The 19,819-nt window shown below is 69.0% G+C and carries 17 protein-coding genes; 4 read left to right on the top strand and 13 right to left on the bottom strand.

Annotated elements, in window-relative coordinates; all coding sequences use genetic code 11:
- Positions 1 to 21 precede the first annotated feature (21 nt).
- On the bottom strand, positions 22 to 1,065 hold the full coding sequence (locus V5F78_RS13050; RefSeq protein WP_394070994.1) for an AI-2E family transporter: 1,044 nt from the start codon (positions 1,063 to 1,065) through the stop codon (positions 22 to 24).
- 76 nt (positions 1,066 to 1,141) lie between these two features.
- Complete coding sequence (locus V5F78_RS13045; RefSeq protein ID WP_394070993.1) at positions 1,142 to 1,705, bottom strand: hypothetical protein; 564 nt, start codon at positions 1,703 to 1,705, stop codon at positions 1,142 to 1,144.
- Positions 1,706 to 1,936: 231 nt separating this feature from the next.
- Here V5F78_RS13045 and V5F78_RS13040 point away from each other — a divergent pair, with 231 nt between their 5' ends.
- Positions 1,937 to 3,172, top strand: a complete 1,236-nt coding sequence (locus V5F78_RS13040; protein ID WP_394070992.1) for an alpha/beta hydrolase — start codon at positions 1,937 to 1,939, stop codon at positions 3,170 to 3,172.
- Between the two features lie 172 nt (positions 3,173 to 3,344).
- Here the strand turns inward: V5F78_RS13040 and V5F78_RS13035 are convergent, their stop codons facing one another.
- The 11 genes from V5F78_RS13035 to V5F78_RS12985 form a co-directional block, all read right to left on the bottom strand.
- Entirely contained in the window at positions 3,345 to 4,796 is a 1,452-nt protein-coding gene (locus tag V5F78_RS13035) for a GntP family permease (RefSeq protein WP_394071145.1), read from the bottom strand.
- 2 nt (positions 4,797 to 4,798) lie between these two features.
- Positions 4,799 to 5,836 (bottom strand): patatin-like phospholipase family protein, encoded by a 1,038-nt coding sequence (locus V5F78_RS13030; RefSeq protein ID WP_394013617.1) that lies wholly within the window; start codon positions 5,834 to 5,836, stop codon positions 4,799 to 4,801.
- A 67-nt stretch (positions 5,837 to 5,903) separates the two neighbouring features.
- The gene (locus V5F78_RS13025; protein ID WP_394070991.1) at positions 5,904 to 8,978 is read right to left on the bottom strand and encodes an efflux RND transporter permease subunit; all 3,075 of its coding nucleotides are present in this window, start codon (positions 8,976 to 8,978) and stop codon (positions 5,904 to 5,906) included.
- Positions 8,975 to 10,096, bottom strand: coding sequence for an efflux RND transporter periplasmic adaptor subunit (locus V5F78_RS13020; protein WP_394070990.1), 1,122 nt, complete (start codon positions 10,094 to 10,096; stop codon positions 8,975 to 8,977). Before V5F78_RS13020 ends, V5F78_RS13025 begins: the two co-directional genes overlap by 4 nt.
- Positions 10,097 to 10,315: 219 nt before the next feature.
- Positions 10,316 to 11,953, bottom strand: coding sequence for a complex I subunit 5 family protein (locus V5F78_RS13015; RefSeq protein ID WP_394070989.1), 1,638 nt, complete (start codon positions 11,951 to 11,953; stop codon positions 10,316 to 10,318).
- On the bottom strand, positions 11,950 to 13,458 hold the full coding sequence (locus V5F78_RS13010; RefSeq protein WP_394070988.1) for a complex I subunit 5 family protein: 1,509 nt from the start codon (positions 13,456 to 13,458) through the stop codon (positions 11,950 to 11,952). The genes V5F78_RS13015 and V5F78_RS13010 overlap by 4 nt, the downstream gene beginning before the upstream one ends.
- A complete protein-coding gene (locus V5F78_RS13005) occupies positions 13,455 to 13,823 on the bottom strand; it encodes an NADH-quinone oxidoreductase subunit K (protein ID WP_394070987.1) in 369 nt (122 codons plus the stop codon). The genes V5F78_RS13010 and V5F78_RS13005 overlap by 4 nt, the downstream gene beginning before the upstream one ends.
- Positions 13,820 to 14,761 carry an MnhB domain-containing protein gene (locus V5F78_RS13000; protein WP_394070986.1) on the bottom strand — a complete coding sequence of 314 codons (942 nt, stop codon included), beginning with the start codon at positions 14,759 to 14,761 and terminating at the stop codon, positions 13,820 to 13,822. Before V5F78_RS13000 ends, V5F78_RS13005 begins: the two co-directional genes overlap by 4 nt.
- Positions 14,758 to 15,102 carry a cation:proton antiporter gene (locus V5F78_RS12995; RefSeq protein ID WP_394070985.1) on the bottom strand — a complete coding sequence of 115 codons (345 nt, stop codon included), beginning with the start codon at positions 15,100 to 15,102 and terminating at the stop codon, positions 14,758 to 14,760. The genes V5F78_RS13000 and V5F78_RS12995 overlap by 4 nt, the downstream gene beginning before the upstream one ends.
- Positions 15,099 to 15,389 carry an MrpF/PhaF family protein gene (locus tag V5F78_RS12990; RefSeq protein WP_394070984.1) on the bottom strand — a complete coding sequence of 97 codons (291 nt, stop codon included), beginning with the start codon at positions 15,387 to 15,389 and terminating at the stop codon, positions 15,099 to 15,101. The genes V5F78_RS12995 and V5F78_RS12990 overlap by 4 nt, the downstream gene beginning before the upstream one ends.
- Entirely contained in the window at positions 15,382 to 15,879 is a 498-nt protein-coding gene (locus V5F78_RS12985) for a Na+/H+ antiporter subunit E (RefSeq protein ID WP_509276231.1), read from the bottom strand. The genes V5F78_RS12990 and V5F78_RS12985 overlap by 8 nt, the downstream gene beginning before the upstream one ends.
- 613 nt (positions 15,880 to 16,492) lie before the next feature.
- Between V5F78_RS12985 and V5F78_RS12980 the strand changes: the two genes are divergently transcribed.
- The 3 genes from V5F78_RS12980 to V5F78_RS12970 all read left to right on the top strand — a co-directional run bounded on the left by V5F78_RS12980 (position 16,493) and on the right by V5F78_RS12970 (position 19,813).
- Positions 16,493 to 17,005, top strand: coding sequence for a DUF1269 domain-containing protein (locus V5F78_RS12980; protein ID WP_394070982.1), 513 nt, complete (start codon positions 16,493 to 16,495; stop codon positions 17,003 to 17,005).
- 82 nt (positions 17,006 to 17,087) lie between these two features.
- Positions 17,088 to 18,092 (top strand): glutaminase A, encoded by a 1,005-nt coding sequence (glsA, locus tag V5F78_RS12975; protein ID WP_394070981.1) that lies wholly within the window; start codon positions 17,088 to 17,090, stop codon positions 18,090 to 18,092.
- A 53-nt stretch (positions 18,093 to 18,145) separates the two neighbouring features.
- Positions 18,146 to 19,813 carry an MFS transporter gene (locus V5F78_RS12970; protein ID WP_394070980.1) on the top strand — a complete coding sequence of 556 codons (1,668 nt, stop codon included), beginning with the start codon at positions 18,146 to 18,148 and terminating at the stop codon, positions 19,811 to 19,813.
- Positions 19,814 to 19,819: the final 6 nt, after the last annotated feature.

The raw sequence follows: 19,819 nt of genomic DNA, 5'->3' as shown, positions 1-19,819 counted from the left end.
AAATGAGCCGCGCGGCGCCGCTCAGTGCGCGGGGGTCTCTTCCGGCGGTGCGCGGCCGGAGAACAGGTCCGCCACCGGCCGGCTGGCGGGATGGTGCGCGCACAAGGTGAGGGCGGCGATCAGCAGCGGCACGCCGATGAACGCGCCGGGCACACCCCACAGGAAACTCCAGAAGAACACCGCGAACAGCACCATGAAGGGCGAGGCGGCCAGCGCCTTGCCGGCGATGCGCGGCTCCAGATAGCTGCCCGAGAGGAACTGGATGATATTGAGGCAGACGAACACGAACACCGCGCTCTGCCAGGATTCGAACTGCACCAGCGCGAACAGGGTGGGCAGCAGGGTGGCAACGAACGGGCCGATGAAGGGAATATAATTCATCGAGAAGGCGATCACGCCCCAGGCGGTGGCCAGCTCCATGCCCGAGGCCAGGGTGAAGGCCCACACCACGACGCCGGTGGCCAGGCTCATGAGCGTGCGCACCATCATGTAGCGCTGCATCTTGGTGCCGATATCGGCGCCGGCCGAGAGCATGAAGGGCCCGAACGTGCCGCCGCGCAGGCCGGCCAGCTGGCGCTTCACGATGTCCACCTCCAGCAGGCCGAGGATGACGAACACGAAGGTGACCACCAGGAAGCTCGCGAGGCTCTGCATGCGGCTCGACAGATCCTGAAACACCAGCAGCAGCCAGCGCACGTCGAAATGCTCGGTGATGATGGAGGCCATGACGAAGCCGTGGCCTTCCAGCCAGTCGTGCGCCTGCCCGTACAGCGCCTGGAAGCGCGCGGCATTGGCGAACACCCATTGGCCCACATGGGCGAAGCCCCACACCACGAGGCTGATGATGGTGCCCACCACCGCGAGCGTCACCACCAGGGTCGCGAGCGCGGCGATCACGCCCGGCAGAAAGCGCTGAAGGCCCTTCTGGAGCGGCCAGACGATGGCGATCACGAACAGGGCGAACACCACCGGGGCGATGATCGACTGGGCCTCGGAGAGGGCCGCACACACAAGGACCGCCGCGACGATTCCCACCAATATCCTGACCGCGCGATCCTTGATCATTCCCGCCCCTGTCCCCCGAGCCGGCCGGCCGGTGGGCCTGGCGGCGATATCCCTGAAAGCGCGACGAAGCCGCGACTCACGCCTGCGGCGGCATGGTGCCGTGCCGCACCGACATTTCCATGCCTTTGATCTTCTCGTAAAGCTTGATGTCGCTGGAATAGGGCCACCAGGAATACAGCAGCAATTCCAGCGGGTGCCAAAGGCCCACCCAGCCGGCGATCAGCAGGCCCTCGCCGAACAGATAGCCGAGCAGGCTGTCCGAGCCGAGCCATTGGTCCAGCGCCGTGGACAGCGCAAGGCAGGCCGCGAGGAAGATTGCGCCGATCTTCAGCGCGCGGCGCCCTTCCAGGCGCACCTCCAGCATCTTGCGGCGGCAATATTGGATCTGGGAATTGCAATAGCTGGCGAGCGCGCGGGGCAATTGGCTTTCGAGCGCGGCGTCGTCGGCGCCCTCCGGCAGCCAGATGACAGCCTTGGCCCTTCTGGTGCGCCAGTTCTTCTGCACCCGCAGCGCGTCCATCACCTGGTCGATGCCCGACAGGTCAATGGTCTCGCCCTCGAACGGGTCCACTTCGGGCACGCGGAAGAAATTCTTCAGGTTACGCAATTGCAGGTGGATTTCGCCGGGCGTCGCGGTCATCGGGTCTTGCCTGGATGGATGGGCCGGGAAACGGGCGGCGGCTTGCGGGGAGCGGCGCGGTGGGGCCGCGCACCATGGTCAAGCTGGGGCTTACACCATTTCGCGGACGGCGGAAATTCACCGTGCGGGTGCGTGGCGCCGCCGGACGGGTGCGCGGTTTTGCTTGAAACCGCTGCCGATTTCCGCTTTGCAGGAAGGCGGAAGCGTCAGGGGACGAGCCGGGGGTATCGCGTGTCGCCATTGATCAGGGCAGGGCGCCGGCGCGCGGCGACCGGCACGCAGGCGACCGGCCTGCGGGCAACCGCCTTGCGGGCCGCCCGCTTTGGGACCGCGGGCCGGCGCGCGGCCTTGCTCGCCGTGGCCGCGCTGCTGGCGCTGAACGGCTGCACGCCCCATCCCGAGGGGGTGCTGGTGCCGCTCGCTCCTGGCACGCCGGTGGCCGCCACCGTGGATATTCTGGCCGCCACCACCCGCGCGCCCACCGACCAGCCGGGCGTCCTGTTCACCGGCGAGCGCGGGGATGGGCTCTCGCTCACCAATATCGTGGTGTCGATCCCGCCCAACCGTCCTCTGGGCTCGATCCAGTGGCCGCAGCCCGGCACCGCCGATCCGACGCGCGATTTCGCGATCTCCGAGGTGGCGCCGGTGCCGCGCTCCGGCGTGCTGGACTGGTTCAAGGGCACCAGGGGCAAGAAGCGGCGGGTGTTGATCTTCGTGCACGGCTTCAACACGCGCTTTGATTCCGCCGTGTTCCGCTTCGCCCAGATCGTCCACGACATGAACGCGGATATCGCGCCGGTGCTGTTCTCCTGGCCCTCGCGCGGGCGGGTGCTGGACTATGTCTATGATCGCGAGAGCACGAACTTCTCCCGCAACGACCTCGCTTATGTGATGCGCGCGGCGGCGCGCTCGCCTTATGTGGACGACGTGGTGGTGATGGCCCATTCCATGGGGGCCTGGCTCGCGGTGGAATCCCTGCGCCAGCTCGCGCTCCAAGACGGGCGCATCCCGGCGAAGATCTCCAACGTGGTGCTGGCCTCGCCGGATCTCGATATCGACGTGTTCCGCCGCCAGGTGGCGGAGATGGGCAAGGACCGCCCGCGCATCACCATCTTCGTGTCGCGCAACGACCGCGCGCTCGGCCTCTCCCAGCTGATCGCCGGTGGCGTCACGCGGGTGGGCGCGATCGACCTCACCCAACCCGACAAGGCGGCCCAGCTGGAACAGGCCACCGGCATCGTGGTGCTGGACCTGTCGGGCCTTGAGAATGGCGATGCGCTCAACCATTCCAAATTCGCCACCAGCCCGGAGGTGGTGCAATTGCTCGGCACGCGCCTGTCGTCCGGGCAGGACCTCGGGGACCGGGAAGGCGGGGGCGGAACGGAAGCCGTGCAGGTGCTCGGCGCCGCCGTGGGCGGGGTGGTGACTGCGCCCATCACGGTGTTCACCGGCGGCCTGCGGAACTGAAGCGCGGCCGGCGGGCGGTCTCGGTGTTTGCAGCAGGACTCGTCATGCACGGGCTTGTCCCGTGCATCCACGCGGCGCCGCTGTCACCAGCTTTTCAAGGCCGGTGCGATCGGCCCGGCGTGGGTGGCCGGGACACGCCCGGCCATGACGGAAGGCGTTATCGGCCGCTCATTCAGAACGAGCCGAGTGTGCTGCCCAGCACGATCACCGCCACCAGGGCCAGGATCGCGCCGACCACCGCCACCATGACGATGTCGAAATAGCTCTTGGCGTGGGTCGAGCCGCACACCGCGAGCAGCGTCACCACCGCGCCATTGTGCGGCAGGCTGTCGAGCGTGCCGGCGCCGATCACCGCCACGCGGTGCATTAGCGCGGGATCGAGGCCGGTTTCCGCCGCGAGCTTCATATAAGACGCGCCCAGGGCATCGAGCGCGATGGTGAGGCCGCCGGAGGCCGAGCCGGTGAGCGCCGCCAATATGTTGGTGGCGATGGCGAGCGACACCAGCGGTCCGCCCTGGATGCCCAACACCCAGGTGCGCACCAGCTCGAACGCGGGCATGGCCGCCACCACCGCACCGAAGCCCACCAGGCTCGCGACGCTGAAGGCCGGCAGCACCGAGGCATTGGCGCCCGCGTCCATGGTGGCCCGCAGGTCCGGCAGGCGGGCGAAATTGAACGCCAGCAGCACCAGGATCGCCGCCGTGAGCGCGGTCGCCACCGCCCACACGCCGCCCACGGCGGACAGCGTGGTGGCGCCGAAGCGCGCTTCGCTGAGAAAGCTCACGTCCAGCCGGGGCAGGATCACCATGGACATCAGCAGGTTCACCAGCACCACCACCACCAGCGGCGTCGCCGCCACGAGGAAGGAGGGGCGGGTCGTGCTGTGGGCGCCGTGGGAGAGTTCCGCCGTGTCGAATTCATGGGAGGCGGTGGCGCGCTCACGGATGAACTGGTCGTCGGCGACGGTGGCATCGAGCGGCGTTTCGTCGCCGAAGCCCTCGCCCTTCGCCCGCGCGGCCCGCTCGGCCCGCATCAGCCACCACATGCCGAAGCCGAGCATGATGAGCGAGGCGATTACGCCCAGCCCCGGCGCCGCGAACGGCGTGGTGCCGAAGAACGGCATGGGGATGGCGTTCTGGATCGCCGGGGTGCCCGGCAGCGCCGACATGGTGAAGGTGGAGGTGCCGAGCGCGATCGCCGCGGGCATCAGCCGGCGCGGAATGCCCGCCGAGCGGAACAGCGCGATGGCCATGGGCGCGAGCACGAAGAAGGCGACGAACAGGCTCACCCCGCCATAGGTCACGATGGCGCCCGCCAGCACCACCGCGAGGATGGCGCGCTTTTCACCGAGCTTTTCGGTCATGGTGTCGGCGATCACGGTCACCGAGCCGCTGTCGTCCATCAGCTTGCCGAACAGGGCGCCGAGCAGGAACAGCGGGAAGAACTGCGCCACGAAGGTGGCGGCATTGCTCATGAAGGTCTGCGTCCAATGGGCGAGCAGCGGCTCGCCCGAGAACGCCGCCGCCACCAGCGCCGCGATGGGCGCCAGCAGCAGGATGGACCAGCCCCGGAAGGCCAGGAACAGGAGCAGCCCGAGGCCGAGGAGGATGCCGAGAAGTCCCATGCTCACACGCCTTCCAGCAGCACGTCGAGATCAATGGAGGAGCGCTTGCCGAGATTGTCGGCGTCCCGCGCCAGGAACGCCTCGGCGGATTTGCGGCCCTCGTCGCGCAGCATGGAGAGGAACTCCCATTCCGCATTCAGCTTGGAGGAATAGCCGAGCGTGGACATCAGCGCGTTCGGCACCATGTGGATGCGCATCTTCGCCCATTGCGCGCCCTCGCTGTGGCCGGGGTCCGCGACCTGGCGCAGCAAAGCGATCATGCGCAATTCCTTCAGCAGCACCGCGTTGAAGGACACCTCGTTGAGGCGGTTGAGGATTTCCCGCGCCGAATTGGGCGTGCCGGCGCGCTCGACCGGATTGATGGGGATCAGGATCGTGTCGTCCGAATCCAGTTCGCGCACCAGCGGCGTCATGGTGGGATTGCCGGAATAGCCGCCGTCCCAATAGCTCTCGCCGTCGATCTCGATGGCCTGGAACATGGTGGGCAGGCAGGCGGAGGCGAGCAGCACGTCGGGCGTGATCTCGGCATTGCGGAACACCCGCCCGCGCCCGGTGCGCACATTGGTGGCGGTGATGAACAGGCGGATCGGCGAGGTTTTCAGCCGCTCGAAATTGATCAGGTCTTCCAGAATGCTGCGCAGCGGGTGGGAATTGCCCGGGTTGAGATCGTAGGGCGAATAGAGGCGCGACATCAGGTCGAGGCCGACGAACAGCGGAGAATTGTCGAGCGTCCAGCGCCCCAGCATCTTGTCGATGGGGCCGCGCTGGAACGGGCTGAAGCGGGCTGCCTCCGCCACGCGCTTCCAATAGGTGGCCAGCGCCTCGCGCGCGCCCGGCGCGCCGCCGGCCGCGAAGCCGTCCGCCAGCACCGCCGCATTCATGGCACCGGCCGAGGTGCCGGAAATGCCGTCGATGCGCAGCCAGTCCTCCTCCAGCAGGCGGTCGAGCACGCCCCAGGTGAAGGCGCCGTGCGAGCCGCCGCCCTGAAGGGCGAAGTCGATCAATACCGGGGTGCGCCCGCTGGCGGTGGGTTCGCTCATGATGCTCTCCAATGTCCCGCACGTGTCGTGCCCGGCCGGACCGCAGGCTGCGGCCCGGCCGGCTTGGCTATGCCGTTACCGCTGCGGAGCCGGGCTCCGGCGGGGCGTCGGGTCCGAACCAGCCGACATAGAGCGCCGGCAGGAAGATCAGGGTCAGCATGGTGCCCACCAGCAGGCCGCCCATGATGGCGAAGGCCATGGGCCCCCAGAACACGGTCGGCGCGATGGGGATCATGCCGAGCACCGTGGAAATGGCGGTGAGCATGATAGGACGGAAGCGGGTGCAGGAGGCGGCGATCACCGCATCCTGAACCTTCGCCCCGCGCGCCCGCTCGGCCTCGATCTGGCCGATCAGGATCACCGCGTTCTTGGTGATCATGCCGATCAGCGCGAGGATGCCGAGGATGGCGACGAAGCCCAGCGGCCGCCCGGAGGCGAGCAGCGCGGCGGAGACGCCGATCAGCCCCAGGGGCGCCACCGAAAGCACCAGCACCAGCCGCGAGAAGCTCTGAAGCTGGAACATCAGCACCGTGAGCATGATCAGCAGCATCACCGGCACCACCGCCAGCACCGAGGCGCGCGACTTTGCGCTCTCCTCCACCGTGCCGCCGGTGACGATGTGGTAGGAGCGCGGCAAGGTCTTCGCCAGCTCCTGGATTTTCGGCGCCAGCGCACCGACCACCGTCTCGGGCAAGGCGCCGGCGATCACATCCGCCTGGACGGTCAGGGTGGCAACCCGGTCGCGCCGCCACACCACGGGATAGTCCTGCACATATTCGAAGCTGGCGAGCTGGCTCAGCGGCACGGTGCGGCCGCTCGGCAGCGGCACTTGCAGGCTGGCGAGATTGGCCAGCGAGACACGCTGCTCGTCGGTGGCGCGGGCGACCACGTTCACCAGATAGATGTCGTCGCGCACCTGGGTCACCGGCGTGCCGGTCATCACCGTGTTGAGCACGCCGGCGAGCGCCTGGGTGCTGAGGCCGAGCAGGCGGGCCTGGTCCTGGTCGACGCGGATGCGCACCTGCCGCCCCGGCTCGATCCAGTCGAAATTGACCTTCTCCACCTTGGCGTCGGAGGCCATGACGCCCGCGAGCTGGAACGCGATCTGGCGCACCTTCTCGATATCCGGCCCGCTGACGCGATATTGCACCGGCCAGCCGACCGGCGGGCCGAGTTCCAGCGGATAGATGCGGCCCACCACCTCCGGGAATTGCTCCGCCAGCACCTTCTCAAGCTTCACCCGCAGGCGCTCGCGCGCCGCCACGTCCTTGGCGACGATCACCGACTGGGCGAAGAAATCGTTGGGAAGCTGCACGTTGAGCGGCAGATAAAAGCGGATCGCCCCACGCCCCACATAGGAGCTGAAACGCTCCGCGTCGGGATCGGCGCGCACGATGGCGTCGAAGCGGTCGGTGATGTCGGCGCTGTTGTAGATCGAGGCGTTCTGCGGCAGGCGCAGATCCACCAGTAGCTCCGGCCGGTCGGACGAGGGGAAGAATTGCTGCGGGATCAGCGGGATCGCCAGCACGGAGAGCACGAACAGGCCGACCGTGATGGCCACCGTGATCCAGCGCGCCTTCAGCGCCAGCGTGAGTAGGGAGCGATACATGCCGAGCACTTTGCTGGGCTTTTCCGGCTCGCTCTTCTTGGTCTTGTCCGGCGCTTTCAGGATCGCCACGCCCAGCAGCGGCGCGAACAGCACGGCCACGAACCAGGAAACGATGAGCGCGATGGAGACCACCGCGAACAAGGAGAAGGTGTATTCGCCCGCGGAACTGGCCGCAAATCCCACCGGCACGAAGCCGGCCACCGTGACGAACGTGCCTGCGAGCATGGCGAACGCATAGGTGCGGAAGGCGAAGGTGGCCGCGCTCGCCTTGTCGTCTCCAGCCGCGAGGCGGTTCATCATGGCGTCGGTGGTGGTCATGGCGTCGTCCACCATGAGCGCCAGCGCGATGATGAGCGCGCCAAGCGAGATGCGCTGCATGTCGATGCCGGCGAGTTCCATCACCGAGAACACCACGGCGAGCGTCAGCGGAATGGAGAGCGCCACCACCATGCCGGCGCGCACGCCGAGGCTGATGAAGGAGACCACCAGGATGATGCCCACCGCCTGCCAGAGCGAGGACATGAACTCGCCGATGGCGGTGTCGACGGTCACCGCCTGGTCCGCCACCAGATGCGGCTCGATGCCGATGGGCAAATCGGCGGTGATGTCGGCCATGGCGCTCTTCAGGCGCGACCCCAGCGCGAGGATGTCGCCGCCGTCGCGCATGGCGATGGCAAGGCCGATGGCCGGCTGGCCGTTCACGCGGAACAGCGGCTGCGGCGGGTCGGCATAGGCCCGGCGCACGGTCGCGATATCGGAGAGCCGCAGCACGCGGCCGTTGACGACGAAATTGACGTTGGCGATGTCCTGCTCGGAATCGAACGCGCCGGTGACGCGCAGCGAGATCGCCTCTTCCCCGGTCTGCACGCTGCCGGCCGGGCTCACGATGTTCTGCCTTTGCAGCGCGGCCAGCACCGCCGAGCGGTCGATGCCGAGGCTCGCCAGCTCCTGCATGTTGAACTCGACGAAGATCCGCTCGTCCTGCGCGCCAAGGATCTCGATCTTCGAGACATCGGGCACCTGGAGCAGCTTGGAGCGCACCTCCTCCACATAATCGCGCAATTCGCGCTGGCTGAAGCCGTCGGCGGTGAAGCCGTAGATGATGCCGAAGGTATCGCCGAACTCGTCGTTGAAGCCGGGCCCCTGCACGCCTTGCGGCAAGGTGTGGCGCATGTCGCCGATGCTCTTGCGCACATGGTACCAGATGTCCGGCACCTCCTGGGCGGTCGCGCTGCCCTTGAGGTTGACGAAGATGGTGGTCACGCCGGCGCTGGTATAGCTGCGCAGGAAGTCGAGCTTCGGCGTTTCCTGGAGCGTGCGCTCCAGCCGCTCGGTCACCTGCTTCAGCGTGTCCTCGACCGAGGCGCCGGGCCAGGAGGCCTGCACCACCATGGTCTTGATGATGAAGGTCGGGTCCTCGCCCCGGCCCAGCCGTTCATAGGAGAGCAGCCCCGCGAGCACGGCGACCGCCATGAAATAAATGACGATGGAGCGGTGCTTCAGCGCCCATTCGGAGAGATTGAGGCCGCTCACAGGTTCGCCCCCAGCAGGCGGACCTTCTGGCCCGGATGGAGCGCCTGGACGCCGGCCGTGACGACGATTTCCGCATTCTTGAGGCCGTCGGCCACGGTGACGGTGGCAGGCGAGAAGCGGGCGACATCCACCTGCCGCAGGGCCACCGTCTTGGTCGAGGGATCGAAGATCCAGACCGCCGGCTTGCCGTCGATGCGGGTCAGGGCGCTTGCCGGAATCTCGATCACCGGCCCGGTGTCCACCGCGATCGAGCCATTGACCGTGGAGCCGAGGCGCATCGCCTCCGGCGGGTCGATCAGGCCGACGCGGATCTGGAACGTGCGGGTGACCGGATCGGCCTGGGGCGCCACTTCGCGCACCCGGCCCTTGGCGCTGGCGCCGCTGCCGTCGGCCAGGCTCACCTGCACCTCGGGATCGGCGGGCATGTCGCGCAGCACTTGGGCGGAGACGTCGAACACCGCGTCGCGGCCATCCTTGCGAGCCACCTGCACGATGGCCTGGCCGGGCTGCACCACCTCGCCCTGCTCGGCGCGGCGGGCGGTGACGGTGCCGGGCGCATCGGCCTTTAATTCGGTGAAATCCAGCCGGTCGGTGGCGATCTTCACCTGCGCCTCGGCATCCTCCACCCGCGAGCGGGCGGTGAGATAGGCCTGCTCGGCCTGCTCATACTGGGCGCGCGGGGTGAAGCCGCGGGCGAGCAGGGCGCGCTGGCGCTCATAGGTGTTGCGCGAGACGCCGAGCTGCCCCTGGGCCGCGCTCAGCGCCGCCTGGGCGGAGCGCAGGGCGTTGGTCTCGTTCTGCGGATCGAGCCGCGCGATGACCTGCCCGGCGTCCACATGGTCGCCCACATTCACCAGCCGCTCGATGATCCGCCCGCCGATGCGGAAGGCGTAGGTGACTTCGTTCATCGCCTCCACATGGCCGGTGAAGGTGAGGTCGTCCGGCGTGTGGCGGGTCGAGACCGTGATCGCGCGGACCGGCCGGACCTCGGGGGCGGCAGCGGTCTGCTCGCCGCCGCAGGCGGTCAGGGCCAGGGGGGAGAGCAGCACCGCCGCGAGCGCGAGCCGCCGTCCGGTGCTGTGCGCCTTGGCGCGCGTCTTCAGTTTGCTAGCGGACACGGAGCGCTCCTTTCGGGCCAGTGCATGCCGGGACGCGCCGAGGCATCACGCATAAAGCACCAACTTGGCATTGGGGTGACAGGGATGGGGGGAAGCGGAATACAGGCCCGCGCATGGCGGTTACATTCCGATTATTGGAGAGCGCGGCACGCGGCTCGGGGCCGGGGCGAAATGGACTTGGGCTTTGCCCGCCGCCGCATGACATTTCGGGCGAAATCGTCATGGCGCGGCCCTCACGGCGACCGCGAGCGCGATCACGAGGCCGGCGAGCAGCAGGCCCGCCACGGCGAAGCGCCGCAGCACGTCGTCGAGCCGGCCGACGCCCGCCAGGGTGCGCGCGAGCAGCGGCCCGAGGCGCTCGGCGAGCACCAGCACATCGCCCGCCGGCACCTCGGGAAGCGCCGGGCCGCGCTGGTGCAGCGCGAATGCGAGCGCGAGGCCCAGCAGCACCGGCACCGCCGTCTTCTCCACATTCACCAAGGCGAAGGCCGTGGCGATCCGCTCCCCCGTCACCAGCGGATAGAGCGTGAACGGCAGGGCGAGGGCGAGCACGCTCAGCACGATCCAGGGCGCGAGCAGGCGCTGGGGGGGCAGGGGAAAGGCGGCGCGGCCCTTCGCGCTCTCGCGCAGCAGCAGCACGAACTTCGCCATCAGCAAAGTCGTGCCCGCCGCCGAGAGCGCCAGCAGGAAGCCGGCCGCGCCCTCGCCCATGGGTCCCTTGATGGCGAGCTTCGCCAACGCCCCGCCGGTGAAGGGCAGGCCCGCGAGGCTGAGGCCCAGAAGGCCGGCGAGCCCGAGCACCGGCGTCACCGCCCCCGGCGCGCTCGCCGCCGCGATGCCGACGGCGAGGAACAGCGCGCCCTTCAGCAATATGTGATTGGCGGCATAGAAGGCGGCGATGGCGGCCGCCCCGCCGTCCCCCTGCACGAGCGCGCCGCCGATGACGGTCGCGACGACCCCCATCTGGCTCACGGTTGAATAGGCCAGCACGCGCTTGGGATGCTTCTGTGTGAGGCCGAGGGCGATGCCGTAATAAGCGGTGAAGATGCCGGCGACGCTCAGCGCCAGGCCCCAATGGGGCGTCGCGACCCCGAGCGGCAGGAACCGCAGCAGGCCGATGACGCCGGCCTTCACCACGATGCCGCTCAGCACCGCCGAGGCCGGCACCGGGGCCACCGAATGGGCGAGCGGCATCCACACATGCAGCGGCACCAGCCCCATCTTCAGGGCGAACCCCACCATCAGCAGCAGCAGGATCGCGTCCCGCCAGGGCGAGAGCGGCCATTGGGCGACCGCGTCGCGGATCAGCGGATTGGCCTGCGGGCTGCCGGAGGCGAGCATGACGAAGGCGGCGATCAACAGCGCTTCTCCGAACAGGGTGAGCGCGAGATAGACGATGCCGGCGCGGCGCGCCTCCGCCGTATCGTCATGGGCGGAAAGGCCGAACGCGGAAAGGCTCACCAGCGCGAAGGCGAGATAGAAGCTCGCCACATCCGCCACGATGAACACGCCGAAGCTGCCCGAGAGCGTGAGCAGCCACCACACGCAGAAGCCGCCCCGGCGCGGGTCCTTCGCCAGATAGGTGGCGGCATAGGTGCCGGCGGCGATCCACAGCAGCGCCGCGCCGCCCAGCAGGATGGCGCCGGGCACGTCGAGAAAGAAGCTGATGCGGAACGGGGCGGGCGCGACCAGCACGAAGACGTCGCGCGGCACCAGCAGCGCCGCCAGCAATCCCGGCACCGCCGCCGGCGCCAGGAGCAGCGGGCCGACGCGGCGCACGCTCTTGAGCGCGCAGGCGAGCGCCAGCAGGAACGGCACAACCGGGGCGGCGATGAGCAGGGCGGCCGATGGACTCATGGCACGGCGCCCTCCCAGCTCGCCGGCCGGCCGATGGCGAGAAACGCCGCCGGCTGGAGCGGCACGAAGCCGAGCGCCACCGCGCCGAGCGCCAGCGCCAGCGCCACCATCTCGCGCCAGCGCGCGACCGGAACCGGCACCACTTCCGCATCGGGGCGTTGCAGCGCCGGCAGCAGCACGCGCAGCACATAGCCGGCGGCGAGCAGCCCGCCGACGAGGATGACGAGCGCGATCCACCATGCGCCCTGCTGCACGGCGGAGGTGAGCAGCATGACCTTCGCGACGAAGCCGCCGCTCGGTGGCAAGCCCATCAGCGAGAGGCCACCGAGCCCAAAGGCGAAGACGCTGATGGGCACGATGCGGCCGATGCCGGAAAGCTGGGCGATGCGGTCATGTCCCAGCGTCTCGGCGATAACGCCCGCCGCCATGAACATGGCGGCCTTCGACAGGGCGTGGGAGACGAGGTGCAGCGCCCCGCCGGTCCAGGCGATGGCGCCCCATATACCCGCGCCGGCACTCGCGGCGGCGAGCGGGAACATGAGGAACAGATAGCCGATCTGCGCCGCCGTCGAATAGGCGATCAGCAGCTTCAGCCGCGCCTGGCGCAGCGCGAACACGCCGCACAGCACCACCGCCCCGGCGCCGAGCGCGGCGAGGATCGGGGCTGCGGCGGCGGTCTGCGCCGGGCTCGCGATGTCGTACCAGAAACGCACCACGAGAAAGATCGGCGCCTTGATGACCACGGCGGACAGAATGGCGCTGGCGGCGGCGGGCGCCCCCGCATGGGCCGCCGGCAGCCACAGATAGAGCGGGAACAGCGCGGCCTTCGCCAGCATGCCGGCGGTCATCAGCGCCAGGGCGGCGAACAGCGCCGGTTCGCCATGGGCGCGCTGCGCCAGCAGGATGATGTCGAGCGTGCCGTAGGTGCCATAAAGCAGCGCCGCGCCCAGCAAATAGAGCACCGAGCCGAACAGAGCGAACAGCAGATATTGCAGCGCCGCCGAAAGCGTCTGCGCGCGCCCGTCGAGGCACACCAGCGGCACCGCCGCGAAGGTGAGCAGCTCCAGCGCCACGTAAAGCGCGAACAGATCGTCCGCCACATAGACGAGGTTCAGCGCGCTCCACACGCCCAGCAGCAGCATCCAGAAGGCGAGCGGCAGGCGCGGCGTGTCCGCCCCGGGCGCGGTCATGGCGAACAGGCCGGCGGCGACGATCACCACCGCCGTCACGCCCAGCATGAAGGCGGAAAACCCGTCCGCCCGCAGGCCGACCCCGAGCGGCGGCCGGAAGCCGCCGAGGAAATAGGCCAGCGGCGCGCCGCTGCGGGCCACCTCGAAACAGAGGACGCACACGATGGCGAGCCCGGCGGCGAGGAACACCAGGGCCGAACGCTCGGCCGGGCGCGCCTTCAGCAGCAGCAGGGGCGCGAACCCGCACAGCGGCGCGATGACCGCGAGCACCAGCAACAGCCCGAGGGGGGAGGCGGGGGCGGCGAGAGGGGTCATGGCGCCGCCTGGTGGTGGCGCGATGTGGCAGCGGGAGCAGCGGCGGTCGCCTCGGCCTCGTCCTCCGGTTCCGGCGGCAGCGCCTGGAGCCGCCGCACCAGGGCGACCGCGAGCGCGGTGGCGGAAAAGGCGACCACGATGCCGGTGATGACCATGGCCTGCGGCACCGGATCGCCGCCGAAGCCGGCGCCCGCGCCGCGCCGCGCGATCACCCCGAACAGCAGGAAGATGCCGCCGCCCAGAATGTTGAACGCCAGGATGCGGCGCAGCGCGTCGCCCTGCACGATCAGCCCGTAAAGGCCGATGGCCACCAGCCCCGCGCCGGTGAGGCCGAACAAAGTGGGGGTGGAGAGCAGCGCGGTCATGGGGCGCTCCGCCCGTCCCGGACGTCGGGCGCCTGCGGCGGATCCAGCACCAGCAGGCCGAGCGTCACGGCGATGGATATGGTGATGGCGATTTCCACGATGACGATGATGGGTTTGGCGAGGCCCTCGGGATAGGCGAGGAACGCGCCGGCAACCACCGCGCCGAGCGCGCCGACGGCGAGGAACGAGAACGGCCCGAGCAGTAGCAAGCCCCGCAGCTTGCGACTTCCGGCGGCCGGCGGGGCGCGCAGGCCGGCGAGCAGCACCAGCAGCCAGGCGGCCGCGAGCACGGCGCCGCCCTGGAACGCCCCGCCGGGCTTGTCCGCGCCGGTCCAGAACAGATAGAGCCCCATGAGAAGGCCGAGCGGCGGCAGGAGGCGCGCCAGGAACACCAGCGGCGGCGTGGGCGCGAACCGCCACAAAGGCGGCGGCGCGCCGGCCCAGTCGCGGTCGGCGGAGAGCGACCACACGCCGATCAGCGCCAGCAGCAGCACCACGGTTTCCAGCAGCGTATCGAGCGCGCGATAGACCAGCAGCACGGCGGTGACGGGATTGCCGAGCCCGGTCGCCTCCAGATGGGTGGCCGCTTCCTCGGCCAGCGAGGGCGCCGGTTCCGGCAAGGTCAGCACCAGCACCGCGAGGCCGCAGAACACGGCGAAGGCGATGAGGGCCGCAAGGCCCCGCACCGCCACGCCTTGCGGCGCGACGGGTTTCGCGGCCGCGGCGGTGCGCAGCAGCACCAGCCCGGTGACGCCGCTGCCGATGGCCGCCTCGGTGAGCGCCACGTCCACCGCATCGAGCCGCACCCAGGCCAGCGCCAGCACCAGCCCGAGCCCGACAAAGCCGATGGCGGCGGTGAGCGCCTCGCGCGCCAGCAGCACGCGCAGCGCCAGCGCCAGGGCCAGCACGCCGAGAAAACTGTCGAGGACGAGGCTCATGTCGGCCTGCCTCCGCGCGATGCGTCCGGCGAATCGGCGAGGGCCCCGGCCTGCGCACCGCTCTCGCCGTGGGCGACCTGCGCGAGCAATTGCGCCACGGTGCCGGAGGCGATCTGCACCAGTGCCCAGACCGCCAGCATCTTCGCGCCATCCAGCACACTGCCGGCCTGGGGCAAGAGGCCGAGCACGATCAGCGCGAGCCCCACATTGTCGGCCTTGGTCAGGGCGTGGAGGCGGGAGAGGGAATCGGGAAAGCGCAAGAGGCCGAGGGATCCGGCCAGGAAGAAGCCGGCGCCGGCCAGGAGGCACAGGAGGGTGAAGACGTCGCGCGCGACGCTCATGGGGTGGTGCTCCGCTGCGGCGGCGCCTCGGCCCTTGGGGCAGCGCGCACGCTGTGGAAGGCCGCTGCGGCGAAGGCGGCGAGCAGGGCCAGCAGCAGCGCCACGTCCAGAATCGCCGGCGTGCCGGTGCCGGCGAAAAGCAAAAGCAGCACGGCGACGCCGACCGAGCCGAGCAATTGCACCGCCATCATCTGGTCGGCCGCGCCCGGGCTGCGCCACAGGCGTATCAAGGCGGCGGCGGCGAAGGCCAAAAGGACGGCGGCAAATCCAAGGAAGGTTTCAGCCATGGCGGGCACCGGCGTCGATCGCGGCGCGGAACGCCGCTTCATCCTGCCGGAGAGCGTCGTGCACCCGGCCGCCGGTGTCCAGGCAATGCAGCAGCAGCCCCGCATCCGAATCGCCGAGCGGCAGGGTGCCCGGCTGGAGCGCGGTGACGGCGCAGAAGGATTGAAGCTCCACCCCGCGCGGGCAGCGTGTCGCGAAGGTGATGAAGCCGGGCTGGAGCGGGACCGGGGTCTGGAACGCCCGAAGCCCCACATCCCATCCGGCGATCACCGAGCGGCGGGCGAAGCGCGTGGCGAAGGCGAGGAGCGCGGCCGGCTTCGCGCGGCCGGTGCCGGGCGCCATCAGGGCAAGGCTCGCCCCTGCGGCCAGCGCGCAGATGACCGCCCCCGCGCCGAGATCCAGCGCCGAGACGCGGCCGAGCATGATCCAGAACAGGAAGAAACACAGCCAGCGTCGGGCGAAGGCAGGGCCATGGACTGACGGGTCCGTCATTCCGGTTTCCACCTGTCCGGTGCCTGCCCTCATGAAGGTCTCTCCAGCCGGGGGCTGCTGACGTCCGGTGGGACCGTCAGGGTCAAAACGCTTTCGCAGACATTGCATGATGGAAGCGATACGGCAGGAAGCTGCGAGAGAGTCTTCAAAACTTGTATCGCCGGCCCTTGGGCGTTGCAACGCTCGCGGTTCCGCATTGCACGCGTCGCGCGTATCGGATCCGTTACTTTCCGAAAGGGCAGGTTTCGCCGCCGCACGTGCCAATGATCAACGTGGAAAATAAGAAAACGAATTATTTCAATTGTCTATCGAAGGTCGTCCCGATCCTCCGCCGGCCGCGTGCGTTTCCGGCCGGCGGGCCGGGGCGCCGGGGCACGCTGAAAATTGGGATGGATGGAATAGGCACGGGATTCTCCGCCCATTGCTGGACCCGCGGAATACGGCATAAATCGCTTGGCCGGCGCATAAATACTGAGCGTTTATGCAACAGGCCGCGGCCAGGATGTAATACCGCACCGCGAATGGCACTGAATCACCGCCTGTCTGTCTCTCCAGCTGGTCTAACATCCCTCAGGTGGTTTCATAAAACCTCCGTGGTCGCGGAATTAACGTTATGAGCAATTTGGTTGTCTTTGGGTTCGATGGCATTCACGCCGCGGACGAAGTCCTGAACAAGCTGCGCTCCCTCCATGTCGAACACCTGATTGATCTTGAGGACGCCTGCGTGGTCGAGCGCGATGCGGAGGGCAAGGTTCATATCAAGCAAGCGGTGAACCTCACCGCCATCGGCGCGGCGCGCGGCGGCATGTCGGGGGCCTTGTGGGGGACGCTGGTGGGAATCCTGTTCCTCAATCCGCTCGCCGGCATGGCGATCGGCGCGGTGGCCGGCGCGGGCACCGGCGCGCTCTCCGGCTCGCTGGTGGATTTCGGCATCAACGATGGCTTCATCAAGGACCTAGGCAGCACCATTCCGGCCAATTCCTCGGCCCTGTTCGTGCTGGTGCGCTCGGTGACCGAGGACAAGGTCCTGCCCGAGGTCGAGCCCTACAAGCCCCGCATCCTGAAGACCTCGCTCTCCAACGAGGCGGAAGAGCGCCTGCGCAACGCCCTCATCAAGGCGGCCTGAGCGCCGGCGTCACGATCCGGCGCCCGCCGGGCGCGGGCGCCGACAGAAAAAGCTGCCGCAATGCGCAGCAAGGGAGGAGCACATGACGGAGAACACCGGGCCGTTCGGCGATGCCGGGCCGCACTATGTCTCCACCGGTCACCTGCCGGCGGGCGAGCGCATCGACCAATTGGTCGTCGAGGCGCATAAGCGCTTCAAGGACAATGCGGACGGCGCCAATTCCACGGTCTATCCCGCCCTTGCCCGCGTGCCGCGCGATCTGTTCGGCATCTGCGTGGTGGGCACCGACGGCATCGTGCACGAAGTCGGCGACACCAACGTTCCCTTCACCATCATGAGCGTGTCGAAGCCGTTCGTGTTCGCCCTGGTGTGCCAGGCCATCGGCCCACGGCTGGCGCGCGAGAAGATCGGCGCCAACGCCACCGGCCTCGCCTTCAATTCGCTCTCCGCCGTGGAGCGCAGCGCCGACGGGCTGACCAATCCCATGGTCAATTCCGGCGCCATCGCCACCACCTCGCTGGTGCCGGGCGAAACCGCCGACGCGAAATGGCGCTTCATCCATGAGGGCCTGTCCCGCTTCGCCGGCCGCACGCTGCCGCTGAACGAGGAGGTCTATGGCTGCGCCAGCGACACCAATTTCCGCAACCGTGCCATCGCCCGCCTGCTCCAGAGCCTGTCGCGCATCTATGCCGATCCCAAGGAGGCGACCGACCTCTACACCCGCCAATGCGCGCTCGACGTCACCGCCCACGATCTCGCCGTGATGGGCGCGACGCTGGCCGACGGCGGGGTGAACCCCATCACTGGGGAACGGGTCGTGGACCCCATGGTCTGCCATTACGCGCTGGCGGTGATGGCCACCGCCGGGCTCTACGAGACCTCGGGCGACTGGCTCTATGAGATCGGCCTGCCCGGCAAGAGCGGCATCGGCGGCGGCATCGTCACCGTGTCGCCGGGCAAGGGCGGGCTCGGCACATTTGCCCCGCCGCTCGATGCGGCCGGCAACAGCGTGAAGGGCCAGCTGGTGGCGCAATTCCTGTCCCAGAAGCTGGGCATGGACCTGTTCCTCTCGCAGCCCGCGACCTGAAATTCAACGGCGCCGGGCGCGCCGGCCCAAATCGCAAAAATCGGAGAAACGCCATGTCGGCCCAAGCCGCCGCGCGCGCGGACGCCTCTTCCGCGCCATCCTCTTCCGCCCAATCCTGGGTGCCGATGATCGCCATTGCGCTGGGGCAGGTGATCATGTCGTTCAATGTCGCCTCGCTGCCGGTCGCGCTCGGCGGCATGGTGGCGAGCTTCAACGTGCCGCCGACCACGGTCGCGACCGCCATCGTCATGTATTCGCTTTCGGTGGCCGGCTTCGTCATGCTGGGCGCCAAGCTCAACCAGCGGTTCGGCGCGCTGCGGGTGTTCCGCACCGTGGTGGTGCTGTTCGGCTGCGCGCAGGTGCTGATGACCTTCAGCCCCAACGCCACCTTGATGATCCTCGCCCAGGGCCTGTGCGGCGCGGCCGGGGCCGCCTTGGTGCCGGCGCTGGTGGCGCTGATCGCCGAGAATTACACCGGCACCCAGCAGGCGACCGCGCTCGGCGCGCTGGGCTCGGCGCGGGCGGCGGCGGGCGTCACCGCCTTCCTGGTGGGCGGTATCCTCGGCACCTTCATCGGCTGGCGCCCGGCGTTCGGCATCCTGATCGTGCTGTCGGCGGTGGTGTTCGTGCTCAGCTTCCGCCTGAAGCCGGACCATGGCCGCCCGGAGGTGAAGATCGACTTCGTCGGCGTGGTGCTGGCGGCCGCCGCCATCATCATTCTCTCGTTCGGCTTCAACAATCTCAACCGCTGGGGCCTCGGCCTCGCGCGGCCGGGGGCGCCGTTCGATGTGTTCGGCCTCTCGCCCGCGCCGGTGATGATCATCATCGGCATCGTGCTCGGCCAGGCCTTCCTGGTGTGGACGCGCCGCCGGCAGGCGGCCGGCAAGACGCCGTTGCTGGCGCTTGAGGTCATCGCCTCGCCGCAGGAGCGGGCAGCGGTGTTCGCCATGTTCTCGGTGGTGGCGCTGGAGGCGGCGCTGAACTTCTCGGTGCCGCTCTATATCCAGATCGTCCAGGGCCGCTCGCCGCTCGCGACCGCCATCGCCATGATGCCGTTCAATCTCTCGGTGTTCTTCTCGGCCATGCTGATCGTGCGCTTCTACAAGCGGCTCACCCCGCGCCAGATCGGCCGCGCCGGCTTCCTATTGTGCACGGTTGCCCTGCTCTGGCTGGCGTTCGTGGTGCATAACGACTGGAGTTCCGGCCCGGTGCTCATCGGCCTTGTGCTGTTCGGCATCGGCCAGGGCTCGCTGGTGACGCTGGTGTTCAACGTGCTGGTCACGGCATCGCCCAAGGAACTGGCGGGGGATGTGGGCTCGCTGCGCGGCACCGCCAACAATCTCGCCGCCGCCATCGGCACGGCGGTGGCCGGCGCGCTGCTGGTGGGCCTGCTTTCCGCCAGCATCATGCGCGGGCTCGCCGATAATCCCACCTTGCCGCCGGAAATCCAGAGCCAGGTGGATCTCGACGCCATCACCTTCGTCAGCAACGAGCGGCTCAAGGGCGTGCTGGAACGCACGAGCGCCAGCCCGGCGCAGGTGGCAGAGGCGGTACGCATCAATACCGACGCGCGGCTCGCGGCGCTCAAGATGGGCCTGCTGCTGATGGCGGGCCTGGCGCTGGTCACCATCATTCCGGCCGGGCGGCTGCCGAACTATATCCCCGGCACCATCCCGGCCGAGGGACTGGAGGAGAAGCCCCGCGCCGCCGCCCGGCGCTGAGGCGCC

Origin of the sequence: Roseixanthobacter glucoisosaccharinicivorans (genome assembly GCF_043195095.2) — a bacterium.
In the GTDB taxonomy this organism is placed as follows: domain Bacteria; phylum Pseudomonadota; class Alphaproteobacteria; order Rhizobiales; family Xanthobacteraceae; genus NCEH01.
Note: the sequence above shows the minus strand (reverse complement) of the source record. Positions and strands in the feature narration are given on the sequence as shown.